We start from the raw sequence: 26,871 nt of genomic DNA, 5'->3' as shown, positions 1-26,871 counted from the left end.
TTCCGGCGCGCCGTCAACAGGTTTTAACACACTGCCCAACCTGCCTGCGCCGCGAAAACCCCTGCCATCCAGGGCCTCCCGCTTCCCCGTGCCCCGCTGGGCGGAACACGAAAGAGCGGAATTCTAGTCGCCGCTATCAGGACTTGCAAGCAATATTTTGACAAGCGTATTAACGGTGCTTGAAAACCGGTTTGCGCTTCTCCACGAATGCGGCCATTCCCTCCTTCTGATCTTCGGTAGCGAAGAGCGAATGGAACAGGCGACGCTCGAAATGCACGCCCTCCGCGAGCGTCGTTTCATAGGCGCGGTTGACCGACTCCTTGACCATCATCACTGCCGGTAACGGGAATTCGGCAATAGTCGCGGCTGCAGCGACCGCTTCGTCAAGCAGCGACGCGGCCGGAATCACGCGCGAAACCAGTCCGGCACGCTCGGCCTCGGCTGCGTCCATAAAACGGGCCGTCAAGCAGAGGTCCATCGCCTTTGCTTTCGACACCGCGCGCGGCAATCGCTGCGTGCCGCCCGCTCCCGGCATGATGCCGAGCTTGATTTCCGGCTGACCGAACTTCGCCGTGTCGGCAGCAAAAATGATGTCGCACATCATCGCGAACTCGCAGCCGCCGCCTAGCGCGAAGCCCGCCACCGCAGCAATGATCGGCTTACGGATCGAACGCACCGCTTCCCAGTTGCGCGTGATGTAGTCGCCTTTGTAGACGTCCATATAGGTATAGGTCGCCATCATGCCGATGTCGGCCCCCGCCGCGAACGCCTTCTCGCTACCGGTCACGACAATCGCGCCGATCGCCTCATCGGCATCGAACTCGCGCAACGCGGTGCCCAGTTCGTCCATCAACGCATCGTTTAGCGCGTTCAGTGCCTTCGGACGATTCAATGTGATCAACCCGACCCGTCCTCGCGCCTCAACCAGAATGTTTTCGTAAGCCATGCCGCCTCCAGAGGGTTAATTTGCACGCGAAAAACGCTTCGCGCGGCTCTCTTAATAATGCTACCATTCGCCAACCAACCGGTCGGTCAATTATTCGACGGGTTTTCCCCCAACGTATAGCCAAGCCCTCCCTGCCATGAAACATCCGCTATTTGCAAAGCACGAAGACACGCTGCACAAGGCGCTCGCCGCACTCGAAACGCGTGGCTACTGGAGCCCGTTCGTCGAGATTCCCAGTCCGAAAGTGTACGGGGAAACAGCGAACGCGGACGGCGAAGCCGCGTTCAAAGCGCTGCTCAATACGACTTTCGCGCTGGACCAGCCGTCGACCGGAGAAACGGTCGGCGCCGAAGTCTCACCGTTTGGTTTTCCGCTAGGCATGCGTTATCCCAAAGCCACCCCGGACGCGTTGATCGCAGTGGCCGCCGCTGCGCAGCGCGACTGGCGCACGGCCGGCCCGCAAGCGTGGGTCGGCGTATGCCTCGAAATCCTCGCGCGCCTGAATCGCGCCAGCTTCGAGATTGGCTATAGCGTGATGCACACCACCGGCCAGGCGTTCATGATGGCGTTTCAGGCCGGCGGCCCGCATGCGCAGGATCGCGCGCTCGAAGCCGTGGCTTACGCATGGGACCAGTTGCGCCGCGTTCCCGCCGACGCGCACTGGGAAAAACCGCAAGGCAAGAACCCGCCGCTCGCCATGCACAAGCGCTATACCGTCGTGCCGCGCGGCACCGGTCTCGTGCTGGGGTGCTGCACATTCCCGACCTGGAACGGCTACCCGGGCCTTTTCGCCGATCTGGCCACCGGCAACACCGTCATCGTCAAGCCGCATCCGGGCGCGATTCTGCCGCTCGCATTGACCGTGCGCATCGCGCGTGAGGTTTTGCGCGAGGCAGGCTTCGATCCGAACGTTGTCACACTGCTTGCCACTGACCCGAACGACGGCTCCCTCGTCCAGAACCTCGCCCTGCGTCCGGAAATCAAGCTGATCGACTTCACCGGCAGCACCCAGAACGGTACCTGGCTCGAGCGCAACGCGCATCAGGCTCAGGTCTACACCGAAAAAGCCGGCGTCAACCAGATCGTGATCGACTCGGTCGACGACATCAAGGCCGCCGCGCGCAACATCGCCTTTTCTCTCGCGCTGTACTCGGGCCAGATGTGCACCGCGCCGCAAAACATCTATGTGCCGCGCAACGGCATCCGCACGGCCGACGGCGCGCTCGGTTTCGACGACGTCGCCCAGGCGCTTGCCGGCGCCGTGCAAAAGCTCGTTGCCGACCCTGCCCGTGCTGTCGAACTGCTCGGATCGATCCAGAACGATGGCGTCGCGCAGCGCATTGACGAAGCCGCGAAACTCGGCCGCATTCTCGTCGAGAGCCAGACGCTCGAGCATCCGTCCTTCCCGGGCGCTCGCGTGCGTACCCCGCTCGTGCTGCAACTCGACGCCGCGACCGACCACGCGCAGTTCACCCGTGAATGGTTCGGACCGATCTCGTTCGTGATCGCAACGGATTCGACCGCGCAGTCGCTCGATCTCGCCGGTGCCATCGCCGCCGAACACGGCGCACTGACGCTATCGGTCTACAGCACGGACGCAGCCGTACTCGACCGCGCACACGAAGCGTCGATTCGTGGCGGCGTCGCGCTCTCGATCAATCTGACCGGTGGCGTGTTCGTCAATCAATCCGCGGCCTTCTCCGATTTCCACGGCACCGGCGCCAACCCGGCCGCCAATGCCGCGCTGGCCGATGCGGCGTTTGTCGCCAATCGCTTTCGCGTCGTTCAAAGCCGTGCCCATGTTGAACCGAAAACGGCGCCGGCGGTAGCTGGCTGAATGGCGTAGGACAACGCACGATTCCTATGCCTTCTGGCCGATGGACCGGGTCGCGCGCGCTCACTAACATGAGACAGCAGGCCGGCATTGCGCGCCGCCGCATTGCCCGGCTCTCGCTAACCGCGCGCTGTGCCCATCGGTCAACGAGACTTTGAGGAGATATCCAATGTCATATGAAGCGATCCGGCTGGACGTCGACACATCGAGCCGCGTAGCCACCATTACGCTGAACCGCCCGGACAAGCTCAACAGCTTTACGCGCGCGATGCATCGGGAACTGAGCGACGCGCTCGATCGGGTCGCAACGTCAGGCGCCCGGGCGCTCGTGCTGACCGGGGCGGGCCGCGGCTTCTGCGCCGGCCAGGATCTCGCCGATCTCGACTTCACGCCAGGCGCCATGACCGACCTGGGCGACCTGATCGACGAACATTTCAACCCGTTGATTCGCCGTCTGCAGGCGTTGCCGATTCCGGTCGTCGCGGCGGTCAACGGCACAGCCGCCGGCGCGGGTGCCAACCTCGCGCTCGCCTGCGACCTCGTGCTCGCGGCGCGCTCCGCGAGCTTCGTCCAGGCGTTCGTGAAGATCGGCCTCGTGCCCGACTCGGGCGGTACATGGTTTCTGCCGCAGCGCATCGGCATGGCACGCGCGTTGGGGCTCGCTCTCACCAGCGACAAACTCGGCGCCGAGAAAGCCGAGAGCTGGGGCTTGATCTGGCAAGCGGTCGACGACGCGGATCTCGCCAGCACCGCGGCGAAACTCGCGTCGCAGCTCGCTCAGCAACCGACGCGCGCAATCGCCGCAATCAAACAGGCCATGCGAGCAAGCACGACGCAAACGCTCGACCAGCAGCTCGACCTCGAACGCGATCTGCAACGCGAACTCGGCGCCTCGCACGATTACGCGGAAGGTGTGCAGGCGTTCATCGAAAAGCGCGCGCCGCGCTTCGAGGGGCGCTGACATGACCGCTCATCAAACCCGCCGCCCCGACCAGATGACACCCGACGAACTTGCCCGCGCGACCGCCGCCGCGATGTACGAGAACGATGCCTGCAGCCGCGCGCTCGGGCTCGAAATTCTCGAAGTCCGTCCAGGCTATGCGCGGCTGCGCATGGCCATACGCGACGATTTCTTGAACGGCCATCAGATCTGCCATGGCGGCCTGATCTTCACACTTGCCGATTCGACGTTCGCGTTCGCCTGCAACACGTACAACATCAATACGGTCGCGGCTGGCTGCTCGATCGAGTTTCTGCGGCCGGTGTACGGCGGCGACGCGCTAGTGGCGGAAGCGGTCGAGCAGACACTGAGCGGGCGCACCGGTATCTACGACATCCGCGTGACGAATCGAGCCGGCGAAACCGTCGCGATGTTTCGCGGCAAGTCGGCGCAAATCAAAGGCAATCTGATTCCGACCGGCGACTAGACAAGCACACGAACCGCAGGTCCAGGCAGTACCTCAGGCGACGCCCTCCCAAAGACAACAGATCGCCGCGGATTTCTGGCGCGCAAGCGCGCCGCACATCAGACTCAGGCATTGAGGCAGCAAGGAGACATTCGATGACCACCGCTCTTCCGCTCGATCCGATCGAGACCGCCAGCCGCGACGAACTCGTCGCGCTTCAACTTGAACGGCTCAAATGGTCGCTGAACCATGCGTACGAGAACTCGCCGGTCTATCGGCGCAAGTTCGACGAAGCCGGTGTTCATCCGGGCGAAGTGACATCCCTCGCTGACCTCGCCCGCTTTCCGTTCACGACGAAGCAGGATCTGCGCGACAGCTATCCGTTCGGGATGTTCGCCGTGCCGCAGGAGCGGATTTCGCGCATCCACGCGTCGTCGGGCACGACGGGCAAGCCGACCGTGGTGGGCTATACCGCGCGCGACATCGATACATGGGCCAATCTCGTCGCACGATCGATCCGCGCCGCCGGCGCGAAGCGCGGAGACAAAGTACACATAAGCTACGGCTATGGCCTTTTCACAGGCGGCCTCGGCGCGCACTACGGCGCCGAGCGCGCCGGGCTCACCGTGATCCCGTTCGGCGGCGGTCAAACCGAGAAACAGGTGCAGTTGATCCAGGACTTCCGGCCCGACATCATCATGGTGACACCGAGCTACATGCTCTCGATTGCGGACGAACTCGAACGTCAGGGCATCGATCCGGCCAACTGCTCGCTGCGCCTCGGCATCTTCGGCGCGGAACCGTGGACCAACGACATGCGCCAGGCCATCGAAAAACGCATGGGCATCGACGCGGTCGATATTTACGGGCTGTCCGAAGTGATGGGCCCGGGCGTCGCGTCGGAGTGCGTCGAAACCAAAGACGGCCCGACCATCTGGGAAGATCATTTCTACCCGGAAATTATCGATCCCGAAACCGGCGCAGTGCTGCCCGACGGCGAACTCGGCGAACTCGTGTTTACCTCGCTCACGAAGGAAGCGCTGCCGATCATCCGCTATCGCACGCGCGATCTCACGCGCCTGCTGCCGGGCAGCGCACGCACGATGCGGCGCATGGAGAAGATCACCGGCCGCTCTGACGACATGATGATCGTGCGCGGCGTGAACGTATTCCCGACGCAAATCGAAGAACTGCTGCTCCGCCAGCACGCGCTCGCGCCGCACTACCAGATCGTGCTCACGAAGGAAGGTCCGCTCGACGTATTGACGCTGAATGTCGAGCCGTGCCCGGAAAGCGCGCCAGACACCACCGCGCTAACCACGGCGAAAAACGCGCTCGCTTATGACATCAAGGCCTTGATCGGCGTCAGCGCGGTAGTGAATGTGCTTGCCGTGAACGGGATCGAGCGTTCGGTCGGCAAGGCACGGCGCGTGGTGGATAAACGCAAAGCGGGGCTTTGATCCCTGCGCGGGGCGAGAACCGCCCGCGCCACCTCACGAATTCGGCAGCAACAGCCACATCCGGCCGCCCTGCTTCATCTTGCCGGCCAGATCGCCTGCGTCGTCGCCGAGCCCCCAGAAGTAATCGGCGCGCACGCCGCCCTTGATCGCGCTGCCCGTGTCCTGCGCGAACACGAGGCGGTTCATCGGCGAGTTCGTGAGCGGACGCGTGGTTTGCAGAAACACGGGCGTACCCAACGGAATCGCGCTCGGATCCACCGCGATCGAGCGCTCCGGCGTCAACGGCACGCCGAGCGCGCCGATCGGACCATCGGCACCGCCGCTCGGCGCGCTTTCCGCAGACGGCATCTCGCGGAAAAACACGAAGCGCGGGTTCGTATCGAGCAAGGCCTCGACGCGCGTCGGGTTCGCGCGCGCCCATGCCTTGATGCCCTGCATCGTCGCCTGCGCCGGCGTGACCTCGCCATGATCGAGCAGCCAACGCCCGATCGACTTGTACGGCTGGTTGTTAGTGCCGCCGAAACCGACGCGCATCACGCTGCCGTCTTCCATCACGACACGTCCGGAGCCCTGCACCTGCAGGAAGAATGCTTCGATCGGGTCGTCGACCCAGACAAGCTCATTGCCGTTGAGCACGCCCGAGCGCTCGAGCTGCGCGCGCGCCGGCAACGGCGCGCCCGCGCGATAGCCGGCGGGCCAGCGGTACAGTGCGGTCTGATACACGCCGTGCCGCGTGCGCGAACCGCGCAGCAAGGGCTCGTAATAGCCGGTGACGAGACCGTCGAGCGTGCCGTCGTTATTGGCGAGCTGGAACGGCGTGAAATAGGCCTCGAAGAAAGCCCGCGCGCTCGTGACGTCGAGGTCGTCGATCTGCGAGGCGGCCGCGCATGCACGGGACCAGCTCGGCTGACGTGCGAGCCGCACGCAGTTTTGCCGCAACGCGGCGGTCGCGCCGATCAGCGAGTCATCCTGCCAGCCCGGCACCTGCTGCCACGCGACCGCGGTCAATCGCGCGGAAGCAATCTGACCGGGAATGATCGCCGCACCGCTCGGCGGCGATGGCCGGATCGCGCCGCCGCCACCGCAGGACGCGAGCAATACCGCGACTGAAAGCGCACCGAGCCAGGCGCCGGCGCGGCGGACAAAACGCATACAATGTTCGTTCTTGATGGAAACCGCCATGTCTGATCTGTTCGACGAATACCCGATGCTCATCTTCGCGCTGGAATCGCTTGTCGCGCTTTTCCTGCTCATCTTTATCGTTGTATGGACGTCGTCCGGCAAAAAGAAAGCGACGCGCGCCAGGTCAGCGGAACAACCCAAGCAGCAAAAACCGCAGTGACGCGCAGTAACCGTCGTGGGGTTATCCAGCCGGCCGCGCGCTGAAGCACGCATCGGCCACTCGCCTGCCGCCGGTCACAACGCCTCACCCGCTTCACTCTTCATCCCGCCACGCACGCCACTTCGCGCCCGCACGAAGTCAGTAAAGACAGCGCGCCTTGGCAGCGGTTCAATGCAAGGTACGCGGCATGCGCAACACGAACTCCGGCACAGGCGCATCGAAGCGCTCGCCGTCCTCGGCCACGCAGAAGTAATCTCCGCGCATGGTACCGACCGGCGTCGCGATAACGGCCCAACTCGTGTACTCGAAATGCTCGCCCGGCTTGAGCAACGGCTGATGGCCGACCACGCCCAAGCCTTTGACTTCCTGCACGGTGTTGTCGCTGTCGGTAATCACCCAATGACGCGCGATCAGTTGCGCGGGTACCTGGCCGGTATTACGGATAGTCAGCGTGTAGGCAAATGCGTACTGGCGGCGCTCCGGGTCGGATTCTTCGGGCAGGTATTGCACCTGCGCCGAGACGCTGAATTCATACTGGCTCATCCTGATTCCGGTCTGATAAACGGCTGTGAAAAACGCGGGAAGGCCCGAACGCCAATGGTTTGCGGGGGCATCGGCGATGCGGCGCTCATGGATTGGCATTCTGCTTGATGCGCGGCACGCCCGCAACCGGGTACACCCTTTGGCCAGGAGTGTTCAAGACGCTGGGGCGTGGCACGCTTCGGAGCCTCACTTCATTCAGAACCTCACTTCGGGGCCCGCTTTCCGACGTCCAGTTTCCTGCCGCCAGGTTTTTCCGCCATAGCTTTCAAAGCGCTTATGCCGCACGGCTCTTTCCCACCGCTTCTTCATCGCTGCTTCGCCGCTCCGTTTCTTCCCGCTCCCGGCGCGGTCCACGGTCACAGTCCACCTCTTCCGCCAAGCCCCGAACAAACCGGCACGACCCGCCGAGGCCCACGCCCCGGCACCACCACGCAAAACGGTAAAATGGCGCTTTCCCGCTTGCATCCGCCCCTTGCCATGACGCAATTCCGCATCGCCCCCAGCATTCTGTCCGCCGATTTCGCCCGCCTCGGCGAAGAAGTCCGCAACGTCGTCGCGGCCGGCGCCGACTGGATTCACTTCGACGTGATGGACAACCACTACGTGCCGAACCTGACCATCGGCCCACTCGTCTGCGAAGCGATCCGCCCGCACGTCGACGTGCCGATCGACGTGCACCTGATGGTGCGTCCCGTCGACCGCATCGTGCCGGACTTCGCGAAAGCCGGCGCGAACCTGATCAGCTTCCACCCGGAAGGCTCGGACCACATCGACCGCACGCTCTCGCTGATCCGCGACCACGGCTGCAAGGCCGGCCTCGTGTTCAACCCGGCCACGTCGCTGAGCTATCTCGATCACGTGATGGACAAGGTCGACCTCGTGCTGATCATGTCGGTGAACCCGGGCTTCGGCGGCCAGGCGTTCATTCCCGAGGCGCTCAACAAGCTGCGCGAGGCGCGCAGGCGCATCGACGCATACGAGGAGTGCACCGGCCGCGAGATTCATCTCGAAGTGGACGGCGGCGTGAAGGTCGACAACATCGCGGAAATCGCGGCGGCCGGCGCGGACACGTTCGTGGCCGGCTCGGCGATCTTCGGCCAGCCCGATCACAAGGTGGTGATCGACAAGATGCGCGCGGCCCTCGCCGCCGTGCAGCACTAACGCCCAGCCTTAACACCCGACATCCGGACCCGCGCCCCATGACCGCTCCGTTCCCCGCCCCGACTTTCACCGGCCCGCGCCTCGCAGCCGCGATCATCGACCTCGACGGCACGATGATCGATACCGCCGACGACTTCACCGCCGGCCTGAACGGCATGCTCGCCCAACTCGACGCAGCGGAAACCTCGCGCGAGGAAGTGGCCGGCTATGTCGGCAAGGGCTCGGAGCATCTGATCCGCAGCGTGCTCGCGCCGCGCTTCGAAGCGGACCACGCGCAGGAGCGCTTCGAAGAGGCGCTCGCGATCTATCAGGCCGAATACGCGAAGATCAACGGCCTGCACACGCGGCTTTATCCCGACGTCGAAGCCGGCCTGCACGCCATGCGCGAGGCCGGCCTCAAGCTCGCGTGCGTGACAAACAAGCCGCACCGCTTCGCGCTCGAACTGCTGCAACAGTACGGGCTCGCGCCGTATTTCAGCGTCGTGCTCGGCGGCGACAGTCTCGCGAAAAAGAAGCCCGACCCGCTGCCGATGCTCACCGCCGCCGCGCAACTCGGTGTCGAGCCGCAAGCCACCGTCGCGATCGGCGACTCGGAAAACGACGCGCTGGCGGGCCGCGCGGCCGGCATGGCCACGCTCACGGTGCCCTACGGCTACAACCATGGCCAAGCTATACAAACGATAAAATCCGATGGTATAGTTGCCTCGCTGCTCGACGCCGCCAAGGCAATCGCAGCACACCAATCCACGACTTGAACAGTCCTTCATCCTCATGTTTCTGAATAAAAAACGGAGTCTGATTAGCATCGACCGGGGAGCTTGGCCCTGGCGTCGCTGGTCGCGCTAACCTCGCCTGAGGTACGCTGAAGATCGTCTTCGGCAACCGTTTTTTACTTCGCTGCGCTCACGCGCTTTTTCCATCGCTCCGTTTCGCTGCTGCATCGGCTGATTCGGCCCGCGCGTACCCGCAAAGTACCGCGACGGACCGGTCAACGTTCGCATGCGTCGATGGGAAACTCGCGCCGGTCGGTATCATCGGGTCGAAACCGTCGACTCGCGTCCCGGCCAGAAGCGCTTGGCCTCGCTTTGCCCGACACTCGCTGCCGCCGGATCACCGTACAGGATCGGAACATGACCGAACTCGAATTCCAGTCCCTCGCCAACGAGGGTTTCAACCGCATTCCGCTGATCGCCGAAGCGCTCGCCGACCTCGAAACACCGCTCTCGCTCTACCTGAAGCTCGCGCAGAGCGAGCGCAACGGCGCGAACTCGTTCCTGCTCGAATCGGTGGTGGGCGGCGAACGCTTCGGCCGCTATTCGTTCATCGGACTGCCGGCGCGCACGTTGCTGCGCACGCGCAACGGCGTCACGGAAGTGGTGCGCGACGGCAAGGTGATCGAGACGCACGACGGCGATCCGCTCGCCTTCATCCAGCAGTTCCAGGCGCGCTTCAAGGTCGCGCAACGCCCGGGGCTGCCGCGCTTCACGGGCGGTCTGGCCGGTTATTTCGGCTATGACGCCGTGCGCTACATCGAGAAAAAGCTCGCGAACGGCGCACCGAAAGACGACCTCAATCTGCCCGATATCCAGTTGCTGCTGACCGAGGAAGTCGCGGTGATCGACAACCTCGCGGGCAAGCTCTACCTCGTGGTCTACGCCGATCCGACGCAGGCCGAGGCGTACACGAAAGCGAAGCACCGTCTGCGCGAGTTGCGCCAGCGTCTGCGCGCGAGCGTGCAGCCGCCCGTCATTTCGTCGAGCGTGCGCACCGAGATCTATCGCGAATTCGCCAAGGACGACTACCTCGCCGCCGTGCGCAAGGCGAAGGAATACATCGCCGCCGGCGAACTGATGCAGGTGCAGGTCGGCCAGCGCCTGATCAAGCCGTACCGCGACAATCCGCTGTCGCTGTATCGCGCGCTGCGCTCGCTGAATCCGTCGCCGTACATGTATTACTACAACTTCGGCGACTTCCACGTGGTCGGCGCGTCGCCGGAAATTCTCGTGCGCCAGGAAAAGCGCGGCGAGGACCGCCTCGTCACGATCCGCCCGCTCGCCGGCACGCGGCCGCGCGGCAACACGCCCGAGCGCGATGCGCAACTCGCGACCGAGCTGCTCAACGATCCGAAGGAAATCGCCGAACACGTGATGCTGATCGACCTCGCACGCAACGACGTGGGCCGCATCGCACAGATCGGCTCGGTCGTCGTGACCGACAAGATGGTGATCGAAAAGTACTCGCACGTGCAGCACATCGTCAGTTCGGTCGAAGGCGAGCTCAAGCCCGACATGACCAATTTCGACGTGCTGCGCGCCACGTTCCCGGCCGGCACGCTGTCGGGCGCGCCGAAGGTCCGCGCGATGGAGCTGATCGACGAGCTCGAACCCATCAAGCGCGGCCTGTACGGCGGTGCGGTCGGCTATCTGTCGTTCACGGGCGAGATGGATCTCGCCATCACGATCCGCACCGGCGTGATCGCGAACGGCAATCTGTACGTGCAGGCGGCCGCGGGCGTGGTCGCCGATTCGGTGCCCGAATCCGAATGGCAGGAGACCGAGAACAAGGCGCGCGCGGTGATGCGCGCGGCCGAGCAGGTGCAGGACGGCCTCGATAGCGACCTCTGAGCCAGGCACGCGATGCGGCTCATGATCGACAACGCGCGCAATGCGATGGCGCCGATCATGAGCGTGATCGGGCTATCAGAAGCTCCTTTTGCGGGCCATCGTGCGCGCACTCGTGTGCGTCGCGCTCCATTGGGCCGGCCCTCGGAAATGGCGTGCGCCCCTTATCGTGCCCGGGTTATGGCACATAGCGCTCGCTCGTGAGCCTGGCGCAACAGCAACAACGACAACAACGGACCACCGTCACCCGCCATCTCCCGGTGCCCTCGCTCATGCCCCCCATTGGCCGTATTCGCTGTCCGCGCGTCCCAGCGCATTGCCGAACCATTCGGCGAGAAAGTCGATAAACGCCACCACCTTCGCCGATACGTTGAGCCGTTCGCCATACACCGCGTACACGTCCGCGACCGGCAACGACCATTCCGGCAACACGACACTCAACGCGCCCGAGCGCAAATGCGGGTACACGTCCCACTCGGAGCGCATCAATATCCCGTGACCGTCCAGCGCCCAGACGAGCGCGGTCTCGCCGTCATTGGTGCTCAACGCGCCGCGCACCTTGACCGTCTCCTGCTTGCGGCCGCGACTCAGATGCCATGTGCCGTAAGCCGCGTCGTTCTCGCGTAGCACGATGCACTTGTGCGCCTGCAGATCACGCGGCGTATCCGGCACACCGGCACTCTCGATATAGGCCGGCGACGCGCACAGCAAACGCCGGTTCGGCGCGATCTTGCGCGCGACGAGCCGCGAATCGGGAATCTCGCCGAACCAGATGCCGACGTCATAGGCTTCGTCCGCGAGGCGGATCGAGCGATCGGTCAGCGTCAACTGCACTTCCACTTCCGCATAGCGCCGCGCGAACTCGGAGACCGCTGGCGCGATATGGCGCCGCCCGAAACCGAATGTCGCGTTCACGCGCAACAGGCCTTTCGGAATCGCCCGTGCGCTCGACACCATCCGGTCGAGTTCTTCGAGCTCGACCAGCAGCCGCGCGCCATGCGACAGATACAGTTCGCCTTCCTGAGTCACGCTGATGCGCCGGGTAGTGCGATTCAGAAGCCGCACGCCGAGGCGCGCTTCCATCCGCGCGAGCCGCGCGGTAACCGCGGGCGGCGTGACGCCGAGTTCGCGAGCCAGCGCCGACAGATTGCCGTGTTTGACCAGCTGCACGAAAAACGCAAGATCCGAAATGGAATCCACTGGCGGGCCTATTTATAAATTTAACTTAAAAATAGATTAAAGAAAAACGCATTATATGCATTAACCATCTCTGTAGACTGTTTCGCATAGAAACGTTGCCCGTTTTCACCGCCCTTCGCGGACGCGTCATCGGGCCCTCACACCATCGGAGGAGATGTGCCGAGCACGCTGTATCAGAAGCTCGTCGAGTCGCACACGGTCGCGAAACTCGACGCCCAGCACGTCCTGCTTTATGCGGACCTGCACATCATGAACGAATACACCAGCCCGCAGGCTTTCAACGGCCTCGTCGAGCGCGGCATCGGCGTCCTGCGGCCGGAGCAGCAGATGGGCGTGGTCGATCATGTGATTCCGACGCGCCCCGACCCGGTCGGCAAACGCGTGATCGCGATCGACGCCGCCGCGCGCCAGGCCGCGAATTTCACGCGCAACTGCACGAAATACGGCATCAAGCTGTTCGACGTCAACGATCCGCTGCAAGGCATCGAGCACGTCGTCGCGCCCGAATCGGGCCTGATCCGCCCCGGCATGGTCGTGCTGTGCGGCGATAGCCACACGACCACTTACGGCGCATTCGGCGCGCTGGGCTTCGGCATCGGCACGTCGGAAATCGAGCATGTACTGGCGACACAAACGCTGTCGTACCGTCTCGCGAGCACGATGCGCATCCAGATCAACGGCAGCCTGCCGGCCGGCACGACCGCGAAGGACCTCGTGCTGTGCGTGATCGCGAAGATCAGCGCGCAAGGAGCGCGCGGCTATGCGGTCGAATACACCGGCGAGGCGATCCGCACGCTGTCGATCGAAGCGCGCATGACCCTGTGCAACATGACCGTCGAGGCCGGCGCGCGCGCCGTGCTGATCGAACCGGACGACACGACCTTCGCGTATCTGCGCGCGCATCGCGGCAATCTGGGCGAAGCGCAAATGGAAGCGGCGATCGCGGCATGGCGCACGCTGCGCACGGACCCCGGCGCGCAGTTCGACGCCGACCTCGCCATCGACGCCGCCGACGTCGCGCCCTACGTCACCTGGGGCACGAGCCCCGACCAGGCGATCCCCGTCGATGGCCTGATTCCCGCGCCCGAAGACAGCGCCGATCACGTCGTGAGCGCGGCGACCGCGCGCGCACTGGACTACATCGGCCTCGCACCGGGTTCGAGCATCGAGGGCACGCCGATCGATCGCGTGTTCATCGGCTCGTGTACCAACGGCCGCATCGAAGACCTGCGCGCGGTCGCGGCGATGCTGCGCGACGGCATGCACGTCGCCCCCACCGTGCGCGCGATGATCGTGCCGGGCTCCGGCGCCGTGCGCGCGCAAGCGGAACAGGAAGGGCTGTCGGATACCTTCATCAAGGCCGGCTTCGAATGGCGCCAACCCGGCTGCTCGATGTGCCTCGCGATGAACGACGACGTGCTGCGCCCCGGCGAGCGCTGCGCTTCGACCACCAATCGCAATTTCGAAGGCCGTCAGGGACGCGACAGCCGCACGCATCTGATGAGCCCGGCAATGGCCGCCGCCGCCGCGATCACCGGACGCATCACCGACATCCGCAAATGGGAGCACCACGATGCCTGATTTCTCGCGCATGGAAGGCGTGGCCGCACCGCTGCCGATCGCCAATCTCGACACCGATCAGATCATGCCGAAGCAGTTCCTGCTCGGCACCGACAAGTCCGGCCTCGCCGCCGGCCTGCTGTACGACCTGCGCTTCCTGCCGGACGGCAGCCGGCGCGACGACTTCGTGCTGAACACGCCGGCCTATGCGGGCGCGAAAGTGCTGGTCGGCGGCGCCAACTTCGGCTGCGGATCGAGCCGCGAGCACGCGGTATGGGGGCTGCTGCAAAGCGGCATCGAAGCGGTGCTCGCGCCGAGCTACGGCGAAATCTTCTACTACAACGCGGCGAACAACCGGCTGCTCGCGATCATCCTGAAGCCGGAAGAGATCGACGAGATCAGCGCTGAAATTTCGAACCCGGCGGCGAACCGTCTGTCGATCGACGTTGCCGCGCAAACGGTGCGCACCGCGTCGGGCCGCACGTATTCGTTCCGGATGGACGAGCGGCACCGGCAGATGTTCCTTGAAGGTCTTGACGTGCTCGGCGCATCGCTGAAGATGCTGCCGCACATCGAAGCATTCGAAGCGCGGCATCGCGCGGAAAACCCCTGGGCGCACGTGCTGCCGCTGCCTGCCGGCGCGGCCTGATCGAGCCCGCGCGGCGCTGCCGCATTGCCCACTTCTCTCAACTACAACCGATATGGAGAACCCCCACATGAAACCGCTGATCGGCCTGATGCTCGGCGACGTCACCGGGATCGGCCCGGAACTGGTCGTCAAACTGCTGTCGCTTCCCGAAACCCGTGAAAAAGCGAACGTCGTGATCATCGGCGACGAGCGTGTGCTTGAACTCGGCATGAAAGACGCCGGCCAGCGCATTCCGTACGTGAAGATCGCGAACGTGAAGGACGCGGTGCACGACGCGGCGGAGATTCCGCTGATCGATCTGCACAACGTCGACCCGGCGCTGTACCCGCGCGGCGAGTTGAATGCCGAGTCGGGCCGCCTCACCGGCGAGACGCTCAAGTACATGACGGACCTCGCGCTCGCGGGCGAACTCGACGGCATCTGCTTCGCGCCGCTCAACAAGGCGGCCCTGCATCGCGGCGGCTGGAACTATCACGACGAACATCAGATGTTCGCCGCCTGGACGAAGCACGAAGGCTACTTCGGCGAAGTCAACATCATTCCGCAGTTCTCGACCTTCCGCGTAACCTCGCACGTCGCGCTGCGCAAGGCCGTCGACATGGTGAAGCCCGACCGCATCGAAGGCGCGCTCACGCTCGCGCACGACACGATGCGCGCGTTCGGCAAGACCGCGCCGCGCATCGGCGTCGCGGCGCTCAATCCGCACGGCGGCGAAAACGGCCTGTTCGGCGACGAGGAAATCACGATCATTCGCCCGACCCTCGAAGCGCTGCGCGCGAAAGGTCTCGCGAGCGAAGGCCCGTTCCCGTCCGACACCGTGTTCATCAAGGCGCGCCGCGGCGATTTCGACGCGGTGGTGATCATGTATCACGACCAGGGGCAGATCGCGACGAAGCTGCTCGGCTTCTCGCAAGGCGTCACGCTGACGGGCGGCCTGAAGACCGTTTATGCGACGCCGGCGCATGGCGTGGCGTACGACATCGTCGGCACCGGCACCGCGGATGTCGGCGCGACCGCCGCCGCATTCGACGTCGCGACGCGCACCGCGGTCGCCCGCAAGAGCGCACGCGCGGCGCTCGCGCACTGAAGCACACGCACCACGATCGCATCGAAAGCCCGCCGCGCCGCCTGGAGACGGCGCGCGCGGCGGACCCGCAATAACCTGCTTACGCATTGCCATAGAGGTCAGTCATGCCCATGTTTGAGAATTTCACCAAAACGACGATCAAAACGAGCGGCGCCGAGATTGTGACGGTCAAGGGCGGCGAAGGCCCGCCGCTGCTGCTGATGCACGGCAACCCGTTCAATCACCTGTCCTGGCACAAGATCGCGCCGCGCCTCGCGAAAGAGTTCACGGTGGTCTGCACCGACCTGCGCGGCTACGGCGACAGCTCGAAGCCGCCCGGCGGCGGCGATCACTCGGACTACTCGTTCCGCGCGATGGCGCAGGACCAGGTCGAAGTGATGGCGGCGCTCGGCTTCGACAAGTTCTATGCGGCGGGCCACGACCGCGGCGCGCGCGTGCTGCACCGCATGTGTCTCGACCATGAATCGACGGTGCTCAAGGCGGCCTTCGTGGACATGCTGCCGCAACACCATCTGCTCAACAACGTGACGCGCCAGTGGGGCAAGTTCTCGTGGCACTGGTTCTTCATGATTCAGGACTATCCGACGCCGGAAAAGATGATGGGCGCGGACCCCGAATTCTTCATCCGCCGCAAGCTGTCGAAGACCGACCAGGGCACGAGCTTCTTCGGCCCGGAAGCGCTCGCGGACTACATCCGCTGCATCAGGAATCCGGACGTGATCCACGCGATGTGCGAGGACTACCGCGCGACCTTCGGCATCGACCTCGACATGGATACCGCCGACTTCGACGCGGGGCGCCGTGTCACCACGCCGTCGATGATCCTGTGGGGCGCGAAAGGCGGCGTCGGACGCAATCACAACGCGGCCGAAGTGTGGAGCCGCTACGCGACGAACATCGTGCGAACCGCAACCGTGCCGTCGGGCCACTATCTGCAGGAAGAATGCCCCGACGAGACCTACGAAGAGCTGAGCAGCTTCTTCCGCCAGTAAATCCCGTGCCATGACCGCCGCGCGCGCGGGCTCCGCTGGTCAGAGAGCCGCGCGCGGCGCGATCGCGCCGTAAAACAATGAATGGAGGAAGACATGTCCCCTTCGCAGCCTACGCGAAGCAGGGCAAGGATCACGTTCGTCCTGCTTTGCATCATGGCGTTCATCATGTACGTCGACCGCACCAATATGTCGGTCGCCGCCCCCGTGATGAGCAAGGAACTCGGTTTTAGCAACACCCATCTCGGCTTCATCTTCTCCGCCTTCGCCCTCGCCTACAGCTGCTTCATGATTCCGGGCGGCTGGCACAGCGACCGTATCGGCTCCCGCAAAGGCCTGTTGCTGTACGGCTCGCTGTGGGCAATCGCGACGATCGCCACCGGGGTCGTCGGCAGTCTGTACGCGCTGGTCGCCGCGCGCTTCTTCGTCGGCGTGGGCGAAGCGCCGATTTACCCGACCGCCGCGCGGATGATCGCCCGCGTGATTCCGGAAGAGCGCCGCGGCGCCGCGCAAGGCCTCATGCACGCGACCGGCCGCATCGCGAACGCGCTTGCTCCGCTGATCGTCACCGGCCTGATCGTCACGTTCTCGTGGCGGCTCACGTTCATCATTCTCGGCGCGGTCACGCTCGTTTACATGGTCGTGATGTATATCGGGCTCAACGAGGCGAAGCGACATGGCGCGACCCTAGGCGACGCAGCAGTTGCCGCGGCTGCGACTCCGGCGCGCAAGCCGATCAACTGGCCGGACATGATCCGCCGCGTATGGCCCGCGACTGCCGCGTGCTTCTGCCATGGCTGGGTCTTGTGGTTCTTCCTCAACTGGATTCCGACGCTCTTCTCGCAACGCTACGGCATGAAGCTCTCGCACAACGCGATCTTCTCCACGCTCGTGCTGCTCGGCGGCTCGCTCGGCACGGCGGTCGGCGGGATGATGACCGACTGGCGCCTCAAGCGCACCGGCAACCGGCTGCGCGCACGCCGCGAAGTCATCATTTTCGGCTTTCTCTCGTCGATCGTTTGCCTGATTCCGCTTCTGCTCACCCGCGATATCACCGTCAGTTCGATCTGCCTCGGGCTCGCCTTCTTCTGCTCGGAACTCGCCGATTCGCCGCTGTGGGTGGTCGGCACCGAGGTTTCTCGCGAACACTCGGCCACGTCGAGCGCATGCACGTTCACCGGCATGGCGTTGGCCGGTGCCGTCTCGCCCATCGTCGTCGGCCTGCTGCTCGACGTGTCGCACGGCAGATGGGTCGTTGCCTTCGCCGCCTCGATCGTCGTGCTGCTGCTCGGTCCGCTTTTCACGTTCTGGATCAAGCTCGACGACGAACCCTCCGCGGCCACCGACCACGCCGACATTCAGGCCATGACATCCCGGCCGGACGTTTCGCACGCCGCGTCGCGCTAACGCGCAGCACGGGAATCCTCAACGCGAACACCACCCGCCGGGTTCGCTGATTCCACACGGCGCGGGCCCGAACCGGCAGCGAACGGCACGCGCCGCACCGCACTACCGAAACGGTGTATCGCCGTTTCGGTAGTGCCAGGTATAACTATCTATCCACCGAAAATCGATCCGTCCCGCCATCAGGTCGGGCGAGCCGGCTATCGACCCCATAAGGAGAACAAGAATGCGTCATCAAGGGATCTTCACCGGAATAAAACCGCTTTTTCTGGGAGCGCTTCTGGCATCGCTGAGCGCGGGTGCCCATGCGCAGTCGAGCGTGACGCTGTATGGCATCGCGGACGCCGGCGTGGAATTTCTCACCGGTGTCCCCAATAGCTCGGGCAAAGCGTCGAATCTGCTGCACATGGAGTCGGGCGGCGTCAAAAGCAGCCGGATCGGACTCAGGGGCGTGGAAGATCTCGGCGGCGGTCTGAAGGCGATCTTCACGCTCGAGGGCGGCATCGACATTACCACGGGCAAGTCGCAGCAAGGCGGACGGCTATTCGGCCGGCAGGCGTTCGTCGGCCTGAGCAGCCGCTACGGGGCGCTCACCTTCGGCCGGCAGAAGGTGCCGATGTATGACTTCTCGGTACGTTACGACCCGCTCAACTACACCGTCTACGGCCTGAAGCAGACCGACGCGCAATTCGCGGGCAGAGCCGACAACTCGGTCAAATACCAGGGCAGTTTCGGCTCGATCCACTACGAGGCGCTGTATAGCACCGGATACGACTCGACGATTGCGAACGGCAGCCAGGTGCCGGGCGAATTCAAGGTCGGGCGGGAAATCGGCGCCGCCGTCGAATATGCGGCCGGCCCATTCGCGGCGATGGTGGTCTACGACCTGCGCAACGGCACTTCTATCGCCACACAATCCGGCAAGGAGCAGCATCTCGCGGCGGCCGCGACCTACCGGATCGGCAAGGCCAAGGGTTTTGTCGGCTACCGGTGGTTGAGCAGCACCTTACCGCTCGATGCGAGCACGCAGGGTCATGCGAACGAGTTCTGGACCGGCCTCGAATATCGCGTGTCCGGCCCGCTCACGCTTGCCGGCGCCGTCTTCTGGACCGACATTACTTCGGCGGGACAGCGGCCGCTGTATCTGGCCGCGACCGCGAAATATCAGTTGTCGAAACGCACGGCACTGTATTCCGAACTCGGCTACGTGAAAAACAGCCATGGCTCGAACCTCGGCCTGAACGGCTACGACACCGACGTCGTCGCGGGCCACAACCAGACCGGCGTGATGATGGGCGTCGTCCATTACTTCTGAGAGCGGCACCGAAACGAGCGAATGCCCAAGCCCCCGGCTCGGGCATTCGTGGCAAGCCCTTGGTCACACCGTTTTCCCGTCGCTTCTTCCTACAGATCTTTCCTCAGTTCTTTCTTCCGTAGACGGCATTGCGCTGCGTCCGTATTCCTGCTGTTAGAATGCTGAGCATGCGACACAGCGCTCGATTCCCCTCCGTTCTCCTGCTCTTTGGTTGGCGTTAAGCCAGCCAACCTTCCTTTGCGGCCCCACCGCGGGCATCCGCGTAACCCCGTGCGACCGGGGCGACAGCGCGGCAAATTTATCCAGGCCCCCAATCCACAGGGGAAAACCCCGGTTCTCTCAGGAATCCAGGAGCAATCATGCTGCTCATGATCGACAACTACGACTCGTTTACCTACAACCTGGTGCAGTACTTCGGCGAACTCGGCGAAGACGTGCGCACCTACCGCAACGACGAAATCACGCTCGACGACATCGCGAAACTCAACCCCGAGCGCATCTGCCTGTCGCCGGGACCGAGCAATCCGCAACACGCGGGCATCACCCTCGACGTACTGCGCGAATTCGCCGGCAAGACGCCGATTCTCGGCGTGTGCCTCGGCCATCAGGCGATCGGCGAGGCGTTCGGCGGGCGCGTCGTGCGCGCGCGGACCATCATGCACGGCAAGGTCAGCACGATCGAAACCGACTGCAGGGGCGTATTCGCAGACCTGCCGAAGCACTTCACGGTGACGCGCTACCACTCGCTCGCAATCGAGCGCGAATCGCTGCCCGACTGCCTCGAAGTATCGGCATGGACCGAAGACGGCGAAATCATGGGCGTGCGCCACAAGGAACTCGCCGTGGAAGGCGTGCAGTTCCACCCGGAGTCGATCCTCTCCGAACACGGCCACGCGCTGCTCGAAAACTTCGTCAAGCAGTCGAAGCTCGCCGCCGCCGGCAAGACACCGGGTCACGCCGCGTCCGGTCACGCCTGACACACAAAGAGAGGAGACCATGTCTATTACGCCCCAGGAAGCCTTGCAGCGGACCATCGAGCACCGCGAAATTTTTCACGACGAAATGCTGCACCTGATGCGCCTCATCATGCGCGGCGAACTCTCGCCCGTGATGTCGGCGGCGATCATCACCGGCCTGCGCGTCAAAAAAGAGACCATCGGCGAAATCACCGCAGCCGCCACGGTGATGCGTGAATTTGCCCGGCACGTCGAGGTGCAGGACAACTCGAACTTCGTCGATATCGTCGGCACCGGCGGCGACGGCGCGCATACGTTCAACATTTCCACCGCGACGATGTTCGTCTCGGCCGCGGCCGGCGCGAAGGTCGCGAAGCACGGCAATCGCGGCGTGTCGAGCAGGTCGGGCAGCGCCGACGTGCTCGAAGCGCTCGGCGTCAACATCGATCTGCAACCGGAACAGGTCGCCGCGTCGATCACGGAAACGGGCATGGGCTTCATGTTCGCGCCGAACCATCATCCGGCGATGAAGAACGTCGCGCCGGTGCGCCGCGAACTCGGCGTGCGCACGATCTTCAACATTCTCGGCCCGCTCACCAATCCGGCCGGCGCGCCGAACCAGTTGATGGGCGTGTTTCACGCGGACCTCGTCGGCATTCAGGTGCGCGTGATGGAGCGTCTCGGCGCAAAACATGTGCTGGTCGTGTATGGTATGGACGGCATGGACGAAGTCTCGCTCGGCGGGGCCACGCTGGTCGGCGAGTTGCGCGACGGCGAGGTCCGCGAATACGAGATCCATCCGGAAGACTTCGGCATGCAGATGGTGTCGAACCGCACGCTCAAGGTCGCCGACGCGAGCGAATCGAAAGTCATGCTGCTCGAAGCGCTCGACAACAAGCCCGGCGTCGCGCGCGAAATCGTCACGCTGAACGCGGGCACGGCGCTCTATTCAGCGAATGTGGCGGCATCGATCGCGGACGGCATCCAGCTTGCGCGCGAGGCGATCGCGAGCGGCAAGGCGCGCGCGAAGGTCGACGAACTCGTGCGCTTTACCCAGCAATTCAGGCAGTAATCACGTAGGGAAATATTGATGAGTGACATCCTCAACCGCATCATCGCGGTCAAACGCGAAGAAATTCGGGCGGCCGAACAAAGTGCGCCGCTCGAAGCACTGCGGCTCGAAGCCTCGTCGCGCGACGTCCGCGACTTCGTCGGCGCGTTGCGTGCCAAGCACGCGGCGGGTCTCGCCGCGGTGATCTCCGAGGTCAAGAAAGCCAGCCCGTCGAAGGGCGTGCTGCGCGAGCACTTCGTGCCGGCCGACATCGCGCGCTCGTACGAGAAGCACGGCGCGGCGTGTCTGTCGGTGCTGACCGACGTGCAGTTCTTCCAGGGCAGCGCCGCGTATCTGCAGCAGGCGCGCGCGGCATGCAATCTGCCGGTGCTGCGCAAGGACTTCATCGTCGATCCGTACCAGATCGTCGAAGCGCGCGCGATGGGCGCCGACGCGATCCTGCTGATCGCCGCCGCGCTCGACACCGCGCAGATGCAGGACTTCGAAGCGCTCGCGCATTCGCTCGGCCTCGCGGTGCTCGTCGAAGTGCACGACAACCACGAACTGAAGGAAGCGCTCACGCTGAAGACGCCGCTGATCGGCATCAACAACCGCAATCTGCGCACGTTCGAAACCTCGCTCGACACGACGCTCGGCATGCTCGACGCGATTCCGGACGACCGCATCGTCGTGACCGAATCGGGCATCCTGTCGCGCGAGGACGTGGAGCGCATGCGCGCGCGGGACGTGCATACGTTCCTCGTCGGCGAGGCGTTCATGCGCGCGGACGAGCCTGGCGTGGCGCTTGAGCAGATGTTTTCCTGAGCGTTGCCGTCTCGAAGTATCGACGTCGACGCATCGGCCGCGCACAAACGCTCGCCACGAGGACACGCATCATGGGCATGGAACGCGAAATCAAGCTGGCGCTGCCGCCCGCGCAGGTGCAGGCGGCGACGCAGTGGTTTGTCGCACGCGCCGGCAAGGACGGTCAGGCGATCAGGCTCGTGAACCTTTACTTCGACACGCCGCAGTTGACGCTGGCGTCGTCGAAGAGCGCGCTGCGTTTGCGGCAGACGCCGGACGGCTGGCTGCAAACCTTCAAGACGGTCGGCCACGCGACGAACGGTTTGCATAGCCGGCACGAATGGGAATTGCCGGTGGCCGATGCGAAGCTCGACATCGACGCGTTGCTGCGCGTCTGCGACGAGCCGGCTGCTGCGGCGGCGTTGCAGCAGGCGGCGCCGTCGCTGATCGAGTTGTTCCGCACCAATTTCACGCGCACGCTGTGGCTGCTCGAAGTGGACGGCGCGCGGATCGAGGCGGCGATCGATCAGGGCAACGTGCTCGCGGAAGTCGGCGGTGAGACGCGTCGCGCGCCGATCTCCGAAATCGAACTCGAACTGAAATCCGGCGACGAAGCGGCGCTTCACACGCTCGCGGCGGAACTCGGTCAACACATTGCCGGCCTCGCGCCGGACGATATCAGCAAGGCGCAGCGCGGCTACCAGTTGCGGGCCGGCGAATGACGCCGACGCGGCGGCGCGAGTCAGTGCTTTAGGCGCTTTAGGCGCTGCTCGCGGTCGAACGCCGTGCACTCATGGCAATCACGGCCAGCCCCGGCAACCGGATTCCCGGCCACGCAATCCCCGCTCCGCCGCACCTTGAGCTAGCCGCCGTTTGCTGCGACACTTCCCCGCCATGACATCCGCTTCCCGTACCCGCTCCAATCCATCGCAGGCTTCGCTGTTCGGCGATGCTGAGGCCGCGTCCCCGACGCCGGCCATGCCCGCCACCGCACCGCAACAGCCGGCCGACCCCACCGCCCCGCCCACGCTCGAAGCCCAATTCGATGTCCTGCCCGCCGCGTGGCACGCGCATCTGAAGCCGTTCATCGACAGCAACGCCTACGCGCCATTGTGCCGTTTCGTCGACGGCGAGCGCGCCGCCGGTAAAACGATCTACCCGGCCGACGTGTTTCGCGCGCTGCGCCTGACGAGCCCCGATGACGTCAAAGTCGTGATCCTCGGCCAGGACCCGTATCACGGCGAAGACCGTGGCACGCCGCAGGCGCACGGGCTCGCGTTCTCGGTCGCGCCGCACGTGCGCCCGCCGCCGTCGCTGCGCAACATCTTCAAGGAAATCGCCGCGAATCTCGGCCATGAAACGCCGCGGCACGGCTGTCTCGACAGTTGGGCCAAACAGGGCGTGCTGCTGCTGAACACCGTGCTGACCGTCGAGCGCGACAGCGCCGCGAGCCATGCGAAACGCGGCTGGGAGAAATGCACCGACACGCTGATCCACGAACTCGCGACACGCCACGATGGCCTCGTGTTCATGCTGTGGGGCGCGCATGCACAGGCCAAGCGCGCGCTGCTCGGCGGCAAGTCGCATTGCGTGCTCGAGGCGCCGCATCCGTCGCCGCTGTCGGCGCATCGCGGCTTTCTCGGCTGCGGGCACTTCGCGACGGCGAACGAGTATCTCGTGAAGCACGGCCGCGAACCGATCGACTGGCGCCTGCCGGACGAAGCGCAGATGCTTGCCTGACTGAACACGCGGTAACCGGCGCGCAGAACCGGTCGCACTGCCAGAAAACAAAAACGCCACGGATGGAGAACCCTATCCGTGGCGTTTTTTCGTTTCACCACCGGCGCCGCGATCAAGCGGCACCACACGGCGCAACGAGATGACTCAGACTGCGGCGATCGCTTCGCGCGCGTTGCTCAGCGCGGCGCTGGCTGCGTCCGGGCCCAGGTTCAGACCTTCGGCGTAGATGAAGTTCACGTCGGTCATGCCGAGGAAGCCGAGGAAGCTCTTCAGGTACGGCGTTTGGCTGTCGTTCGGCGTGCCGATGTACTTGCCGCCGCGTGCCGACACGACGTGCACCTTCTTGCCCGTCACGAGGCCGACCGGGCCGTTCTCGGTGTAGCGGAACGTGATGCCGGCGCGGGCGATGAAGTCGAAGTACGTCTTCAGTTGCGACGAGATGCCGAAGTTGTACATCGGTGCGCCGATCACGACGATGTCGGCGGCTTGCAGTTCGGCGATCAGCGCTTCGCTGCGCGCGGCGATCTCGGCTTGCTCCGGCGTGCGCTGCTCGGCCGGCGTGAAGAACGCGCCAAGCACGGCGTCGTCGAGGTGCGGCAGCGGTTCGGCTTGCAGGTTACGGACGACGACTTGCGCGCCCGGGTTCGATTGTTGCAGCTTCGCGGTCAGCTCGTTGACGAGCATCGTCGAGTTCGCGCCTTGCGAGCGGGCTGCCGAGTTGATTTGCAGGATCGTGGTCATGGTTGACTCCAGTAGGGGGCGCGCTGTGTTGCGCGAGTGGAGCCATTGTGTTTTTTTACCGGTCCGCGAAAAAGCTATCCGGCAGCGAAGGATTGTTGCATTGATAGAACAATCCCCGCCCTCAGCCGTCAATCAATAACGTTAGGCATGACGCTCAGCTTGCAAGCCAGCGTTCGCGAGCGCGGCGCGTGGCGGCCCGCTTGTCGGTGACCGCGAGCTTGTAGCGCGCCACTTCGGGACCGTCGAGCCGCACCTGCGTGACGCGCAGCTCGTCGCGGCGGAATGCGTGGAGCTCGACCTTCGCGCCCGGCTGATAGCGCGCGAGCAGCGCGTCGATATTGCCGCCGGTCACGCGCAGGCCGTCGAGCGCGATCAGCACGTCGCCGGCGGAAAGCCCGGCCTTCTGCGCGGCGCTGCCCTCGTGCACGGCCGCCAGCATGCAATCCGCGCCGCCGCGCAGACGCACGCCGAGCGACGGCTTGCCATTGCGGTCGAAGTCAGGCGCGAGCGCCACGCCGAACGGCGCGAGCAATTCGGCAAGCGGCAAATCGCGCGTGCCGTACACGGCCTCGGCGAACAGCCCGCCGAGCTGCACGCCGGTCGCTTCCGCGAAAATCGCCTCGATCTCGTCTTCCGCGACGCCGGCCGGCTTGCCGCGATAGAAATCGCGACCGAAGCGCTGCCACAGGAGACGCATCACGTCGTCGAGCGATTTGCGGTTGCCCGTTTGCGCGCGGATCGCAAGATCGAACGAGAGCGCGACGAGCGAGCCCTTCGTGTAATAGCTGACGATCGCGTTCGGCGCGTTCTCGTCCTGCCGGTAGTACTTGACCCACGAGTCGAACGAACTTTCAGCGACGCTCTGCTTCAGACGGCCGCTGCCGCGCTGCACGCCGCCGATCACCTTGCCGAGCAGCCCGAAATAGTCGTCCTGCGAAATCACGCCGCTGCGCACGAGGATCAGATCGTCGTAGTACGAGGTGAAGCCCTCGAACAGCCACAGCAGCGAGGTGTAGTTTTCGACGCTCAGGTCGTACGGCGCGAATGCGGCCGGCTTGATGCGCTTCACGTTCCAGGTGTGGAAATACTCGTGGCTGCACAGGCCGAGGTAGGTCCGGTAGCCCTCGTTCATCGCCTCGCGGCCCTGCACCGGCAGATCGGTGCGATTGCAGATCAGCGCCGTCGAGGCACGATGTTCGAGCCCGCCGTAGCCGTCGGTCACGGCCTGCGTCATGAACACGTAGCGCTCGACCGGCGCCTTCTTCGACTTCGGTTCGAACAGCGCGATCTGCGCCTCGCAGATGCGCTTCAGGTCCGCGCACAGCCGCTCCATGTCGAGCCCGATCACGCGCCCGCCGATCACGACGTCGTGCGGCACGCCATGCGCCTTGAACGTCGCGAGCGCGAACGTGCCGAGTGTCACGGGATGGTCGATCAGTTCGTCATAGTTCTGCGCGCGGTACTCGCCGAAGCCGTAGCGCTTCGTGGCGCGCGCTTCCGGCAGCGCGGTCGCGACGCGCCAGTTACGGTACGCCTCGCCTTGGGGCTTCTGAATCTCGACCACGCATGGCGCGTCCTCATGGCCGAGCGGCGAGAGGAACACGCTCGTGCCGTTGAAAAAGCCGGTCGTATCGTCCAGATGCGCGGCGCGCACCGACAGGTCCCATGCGTACACCTCGTAGCGCAGCGTCAGCGCGCCCTTTACCGGCGCGGCCTGCCACGTGTGCTTGTCGATCTTGTCGATGCGCACCTTGCGGCCCGCCTCGTTCACCGCGCGCAGCGTGACGATGTTGCGCGCGAACTCGCGCACCATGTAGCTGCCCGGAATCCATACCGGCAGCATGAAACGCTGCCCGGCCGGATCGGGGTCGGCAACGGTCACGGTAACTTCGAACAGATGGGCGACGGGGTGACTCGGAACGATGGTGTAGCGGATCGGCTTCATCGGCAGCGGTGGGCAAATTGGAATGGGGGAGTCGAAAACGGGGCGGCCTGGGATAACCCGAGATGGCGCCCCTTGATGCGAAAGAAGGCGCTTCCCGCGCCTTCTTTCCGATGATTG

Annotated in this window: 25 protein-coding genes; 19 read left to right on the top strand and 6 right to left on the bottom strand. The window is 64.5% G+C overall.

Going from position 1 to position 26,871, the window contains the following annotated elements:
• Positions 1 to 169 precede the first annotated feature (169 nt).
• Positions 170 to 946 (bottom strand): enoyl-CoA hydratase, encoded by a 777-nt coding sequence (locus tag G3N58_RS19340; protein ID WP_205999952.1) that lies wholly within the window; start codon positions 944 to 946, stop codon positions 170 to 172.
• 136 nt (positions 947 to 1,082) lie between these two features.
• On the opposite strand from G3N58_RS19340, the gene paaN reads away from it, so the two are divergent.
• The 4 genes from paaN (at position 1,083) to paaK (ending at position 5,646) form a co-directional block, all read left to right on the top strand.
• Positions 1,083 to 2,783 (top strand): phenylacetic acid degradation protein PaaN, encoded by a 1,701-nt coding sequence (paaN, locus tag G3N58_RS19335; protein ID WP_205989992.1) that lies wholly within the window; start codon positions 1,083 to 1,085, stop codon positions 2,781 to 2,783.
• Between the two features lie 166 nt (positions 2,784 to 2,949).
• On the top strand, positions 2,950 to 3,741 hold the full coding sequence (gene paaG / locus G3N58_RS19330) for a 2-(1,2-epoxy-1,2-dihydrophenyl)acetyl-CoA isomerase PaaG (RefSeq protein ID WP_205999951.1): 792 nt from the start codon (positions 2,950 to 2,952) through the stop codon (positions 3,739 to 3,741).
• A 1-nt stretch (position 3,742) separates the two neighbouring features.
• Positions 3,743 to 4,207, top strand: a complete 465-nt coding sequence (paaI, locus tag G3N58_RS19325) for a hydroxyphenylacetyl-CoA thioesterase PaaI (protein WP_167045845.1) — start codon at positions 3,743 to 3,745, stop codon at positions 4,205 to 4,207.
• A gap of 134 nt (positions 4,208 to 4,341) precedes the next feature.
• Positions 4,342 to 5,646, top strand: coding sequence for a phenylacetate--CoA ligase PaaK (gene paaK / locus G3N58_RS19320; protein ID WP_205999950.1), 1,305 nt, complete (start codon positions 4,342 to 4,344; stop codon positions 5,644 to 5,646).
• Positions 5,647 to 5,679: 33 nt separating this feature from the next.
• On the opposite strand, the gene G3N58_RS19315 is transcribed toward paaK, so the two are convergent.
• Entirely contained in the window at positions 5,680 to 6,798 is a 1,119-nt protein-coding gene (locus G3N58_RS19315) for an MltA domain-containing protein (RefSeq protein ID WP_167045826.1), read from the bottom strand.
• 28 nt (positions 6,799 to 6,826) lie between these two features.
• On the opposite strand from G3N58_RS19315, the gene G3N58_RS19310 reads away from it, so the two are divergent.
• Positions 6,827 to 6,988, top strand: a complete 162-nt coding sequence (locus G3N58_RS19310) for a hypothetical protein (protein ID WP_205989993.1) — start codon at positions 6,827 to 6,829, stop codon at positions 6,986 to 6,988.
• Between the two features lie 168 nt (positions 6,989 to 7,156).
• On the opposite strand, the gene apaG is transcribed toward G3N58_RS19310, so the two are convergent.
• A complete protein-coding gene (gene apaG, locus G3N58_RS19305) occupies positions 7,157 to 7,531 on the bottom strand; it encodes a Co2+/Mg2+ efflux protein ApaG (protein WP_167045820.1) in 375 nt (124 codons plus the stop codon).
• A 444-nt stretch (positions 7,532 to 7,975) separates the two neighbouring features.
• Between apaG and rpe the strand changes: the two genes are divergently transcribed.
• From rpe to trpE, 3 genes are all read left to right on the top strand, one after another.
• A complete protein-coding gene (gene rpe, locus G3N58_RS19300) occupies positions 7,976 to 8,692 on the top strand; it encodes a ribulose-phosphate 3-epimerase (RefSeq protein WP_241017172.1) in 717 nt (238 codons plus the stop codon).
• A 38-nt stretch (positions 8,693 to 8,730) separates the two neighbouring features.
• Positions 8,731 to 9,447, top strand: coding sequence for a phosphoglycolate phosphatase (locus G3N58_RS19295; RefSeq protein ID WP_205999949.1), 717 nt, complete (start codon positions 8,731 to 8,733; stop codon positions 9,445 to 9,447).
• A 375-nt stretch (positions 9,448 to 9,822) separates the two neighbouring features.
• Positions 9,823 to 11,316, top strand: a complete 1,494-nt coding sequence (trpE, locus tag G3N58_RS19290) for an anthranilate synthase component I (protein ID WP_205999948.1) — start codon at positions 9,823 to 9,825, stop codon at positions 11,314 to 11,316.
• 267 nt (positions 11,317 to 11,583) lie between these two features.
• On the opposite strand, the gene G3N58_RS19285 is transcribed toward trpE, so the two are convergent.
• A complete protein-coding gene (locus G3N58_RS19285) occupies positions 11,584 to 12,513 on the bottom strand; it encodes a LysR family transcriptional regulator (RefSeq protein WP_205989995.1) in 930 nt (309 codons plus the stop codon).
• 156 nt (positions 12,514 to 12,669) lie between these two features.
• On the opposite strand from G3N58_RS19285, the gene leuC reads away from it, so the two are divergent.
• From leuC to G3N58_RS19230, 11 genes are all read left to right on the top strand, one after another.
• Positions 12,670 to 14,094, top strand: a complete 1,425-nt coding sequence (leuC, locus tag G3N58_RS19280) for a 3-isopropylmalate dehydratase large subunit (RefSeq protein WP_205999947.1) — start codon at positions 12,670 to 12,672, stop codon at positions 14,092 to 14,094.
• A complete protein-coding gene (gene leuD / locus G3N58_RS19275) occupies positions 14,087 to 14,722 on the top strand; it encodes a 3-isopropylmalate dehydratase small subunit (RefSeq protein WP_167045805.1) in 636 nt (211 codons plus the stop codon). Before leuC ends, leuD begins: the two co-directional genes overlap by 8 nt.
• A gap of 67 nt (positions 14,723 to 14,789) precedes the next feature.
• Positions 14,790 to 15,809, top strand: coding sequence for a 4-hydroxythreonine-4-phosphate dehydrogenase PdxA (locus tag G3N58_RS19270; RefSeq protein WP_167045802.1), 1,020 nt, complete (start codon positions 14,790 to 14,792; stop codon positions 15,807 to 15,809).
• A gap of 110 nt (positions 15,810 to 15,919) precedes the next feature.
• The gene (locus G3N58_RS19265) at positions 15,920 to 16,801 is read left to right on the top strand and encodes an alpha/beta hydrolase (protein ID WP_167045800.1); all 882 of its coding nucleotides are present in this window, start codon (positions 15,920 to 15,922) and stop codon (positions 16,799 to 16,801) included.
• A gap of 81 nt (positions 16,802 to 16,882) precedes the next feature.
• Positions 16,883 to 18,205 (top strand): MFS transporter, encoded by a 1,323-nt coding sequence (locus tag G3N58_RS19260; protein WP_346778279.1) that lies wholly within the window; start codon positions 16,883 to 16,885, stop codon positions 18,203 to 18,205.
• A gap of 223 nt (positions 18,206 to 18,428) precedes the next feature.
• Positions 18,429 to 19,517, top strand: a complete 1,089-nt coding sequence (locus tag G3N58_RS19255) for a porin (RefSeq protein ID WP_167045794.1) — start codon at positions 18,429 to 18,431, stop codon at positions 19,515 to 19,517.
• 359 nt (positions 19,518 to 19,876) lie between these two features.
• Positions 19,877 to 20,494 (top strand): aminodeoxychorismate/anthranilate synthase component II, encoded by a 618-nt coding sequence (locus tag G3N58_RS19250; protein WP_205999945.1) that lies wholly within the window; start codon positions 19,877 to 19,879, stop codon positions 20,492 to 20,494.
• Positions 20,495 to 20,513: 19 nt separating this feature from the next.
• Positions 20,514 to 21,545, top strand: coding sequence for an anthranilate phosphoribosyltransferase (trpD, locus tag G3N58_RS19245; protein WP_205999944.1), 1,032 nt, complete (start codon positions 20,514 to 20,516; stop codon positions 21,543 to 21,545).
• 18 nt (positions 21,546 to 21,563) lie between these two features.
• Positions 21,564 to 22,349 carry an indole-3-glycerol phosphate synthase TrpC gene (gene trpC, locus G3N58_RS19240; protein WP_167045784.1) on the top strand — a complete coding sequence of 262 codons (786 nt, stop codon included), beginning with the start codon at positions 21,564 to 21,566 and terminating at the stop codon, positions 22,347 to 22,349.
• A gap of 71 nt (positions 22,350 to 22,420) precedes the next feature.
• The gene (locus G3N58_RS19235; protein WP_205999943.1) at positions 22,421 to 23,050 is read left to right on the top strand and encodes a CYTH domain-containing protein; all 630 of its coding nucleotides are present in this window, start codon (positions 22,421 to 22,423) and stop codon (positions 23,048 to 23,050) included.
• A 172-nt stretch (positions 23,051 to 23,222) separates the two neighbouring features.
• Entirely contained in the window at positions 23,223 to 24,068 is an 846-nt protein-coding gene (locus tag G3N58_RS19230; RefSeq protein ID WP_205990003.1) for a uracil-DNA glycosylase, read from the top strand.
• Positions 24,069 to 24,212: 144 nt separating this feature from the next.
• On the opposite strand, the gene G3N58_RS19225 is transcribed toward G3N58_RS19230, so the two are convergent.
• Together G3N58_RS19225 and G3N58_RS19220 are read right to left on the bottom strand one after the other, a co-directional pair.
• Positions 24,213 to 24,809 carry an NAD(P)H-dependent oxidoreductase gene (locus G3N58_RS19225; RefSeq protein ID WP_167045775.1) on the bottom strand — a complete coding sequence of 199 codons (597 nt, stop codon included), beginning with the start codon at positions 24,807 to 24,809 and terminating at the stop codon, positions 24,213 to 24,215.
• 154 nt (positions 24,810 to 24,963) lie between these two features.
• Positions 24,964 to 26,754, bottom strand: coding sequence for a PDZ domain-containing protein (locus tag G3N58_RS19220; protein WP_205999942.1), 1,791 nt, complete (start codon positions 26,752 to 26,754; stop codon positions 24,964 to 24,966).
• Between the last annotated feature and the right edge of the window lie 117 nt (positions 26,755 to 26,871).

The sequence above is a fragment of the Paraburkholderia sp. Ac-20342 genome, from assembly GCF_017104985.1.
GTDB lineage: Bacteria > Pseudomonadota > Gammaproteobacteria > Burkholderiales > Burkholderiaceae > Paraburkholderia.
The sequence above is the reverse complement of the archived record's forward strand: the minus strand, read 5'-3'. Positions and strand labels throughout refer to the sequence as shown.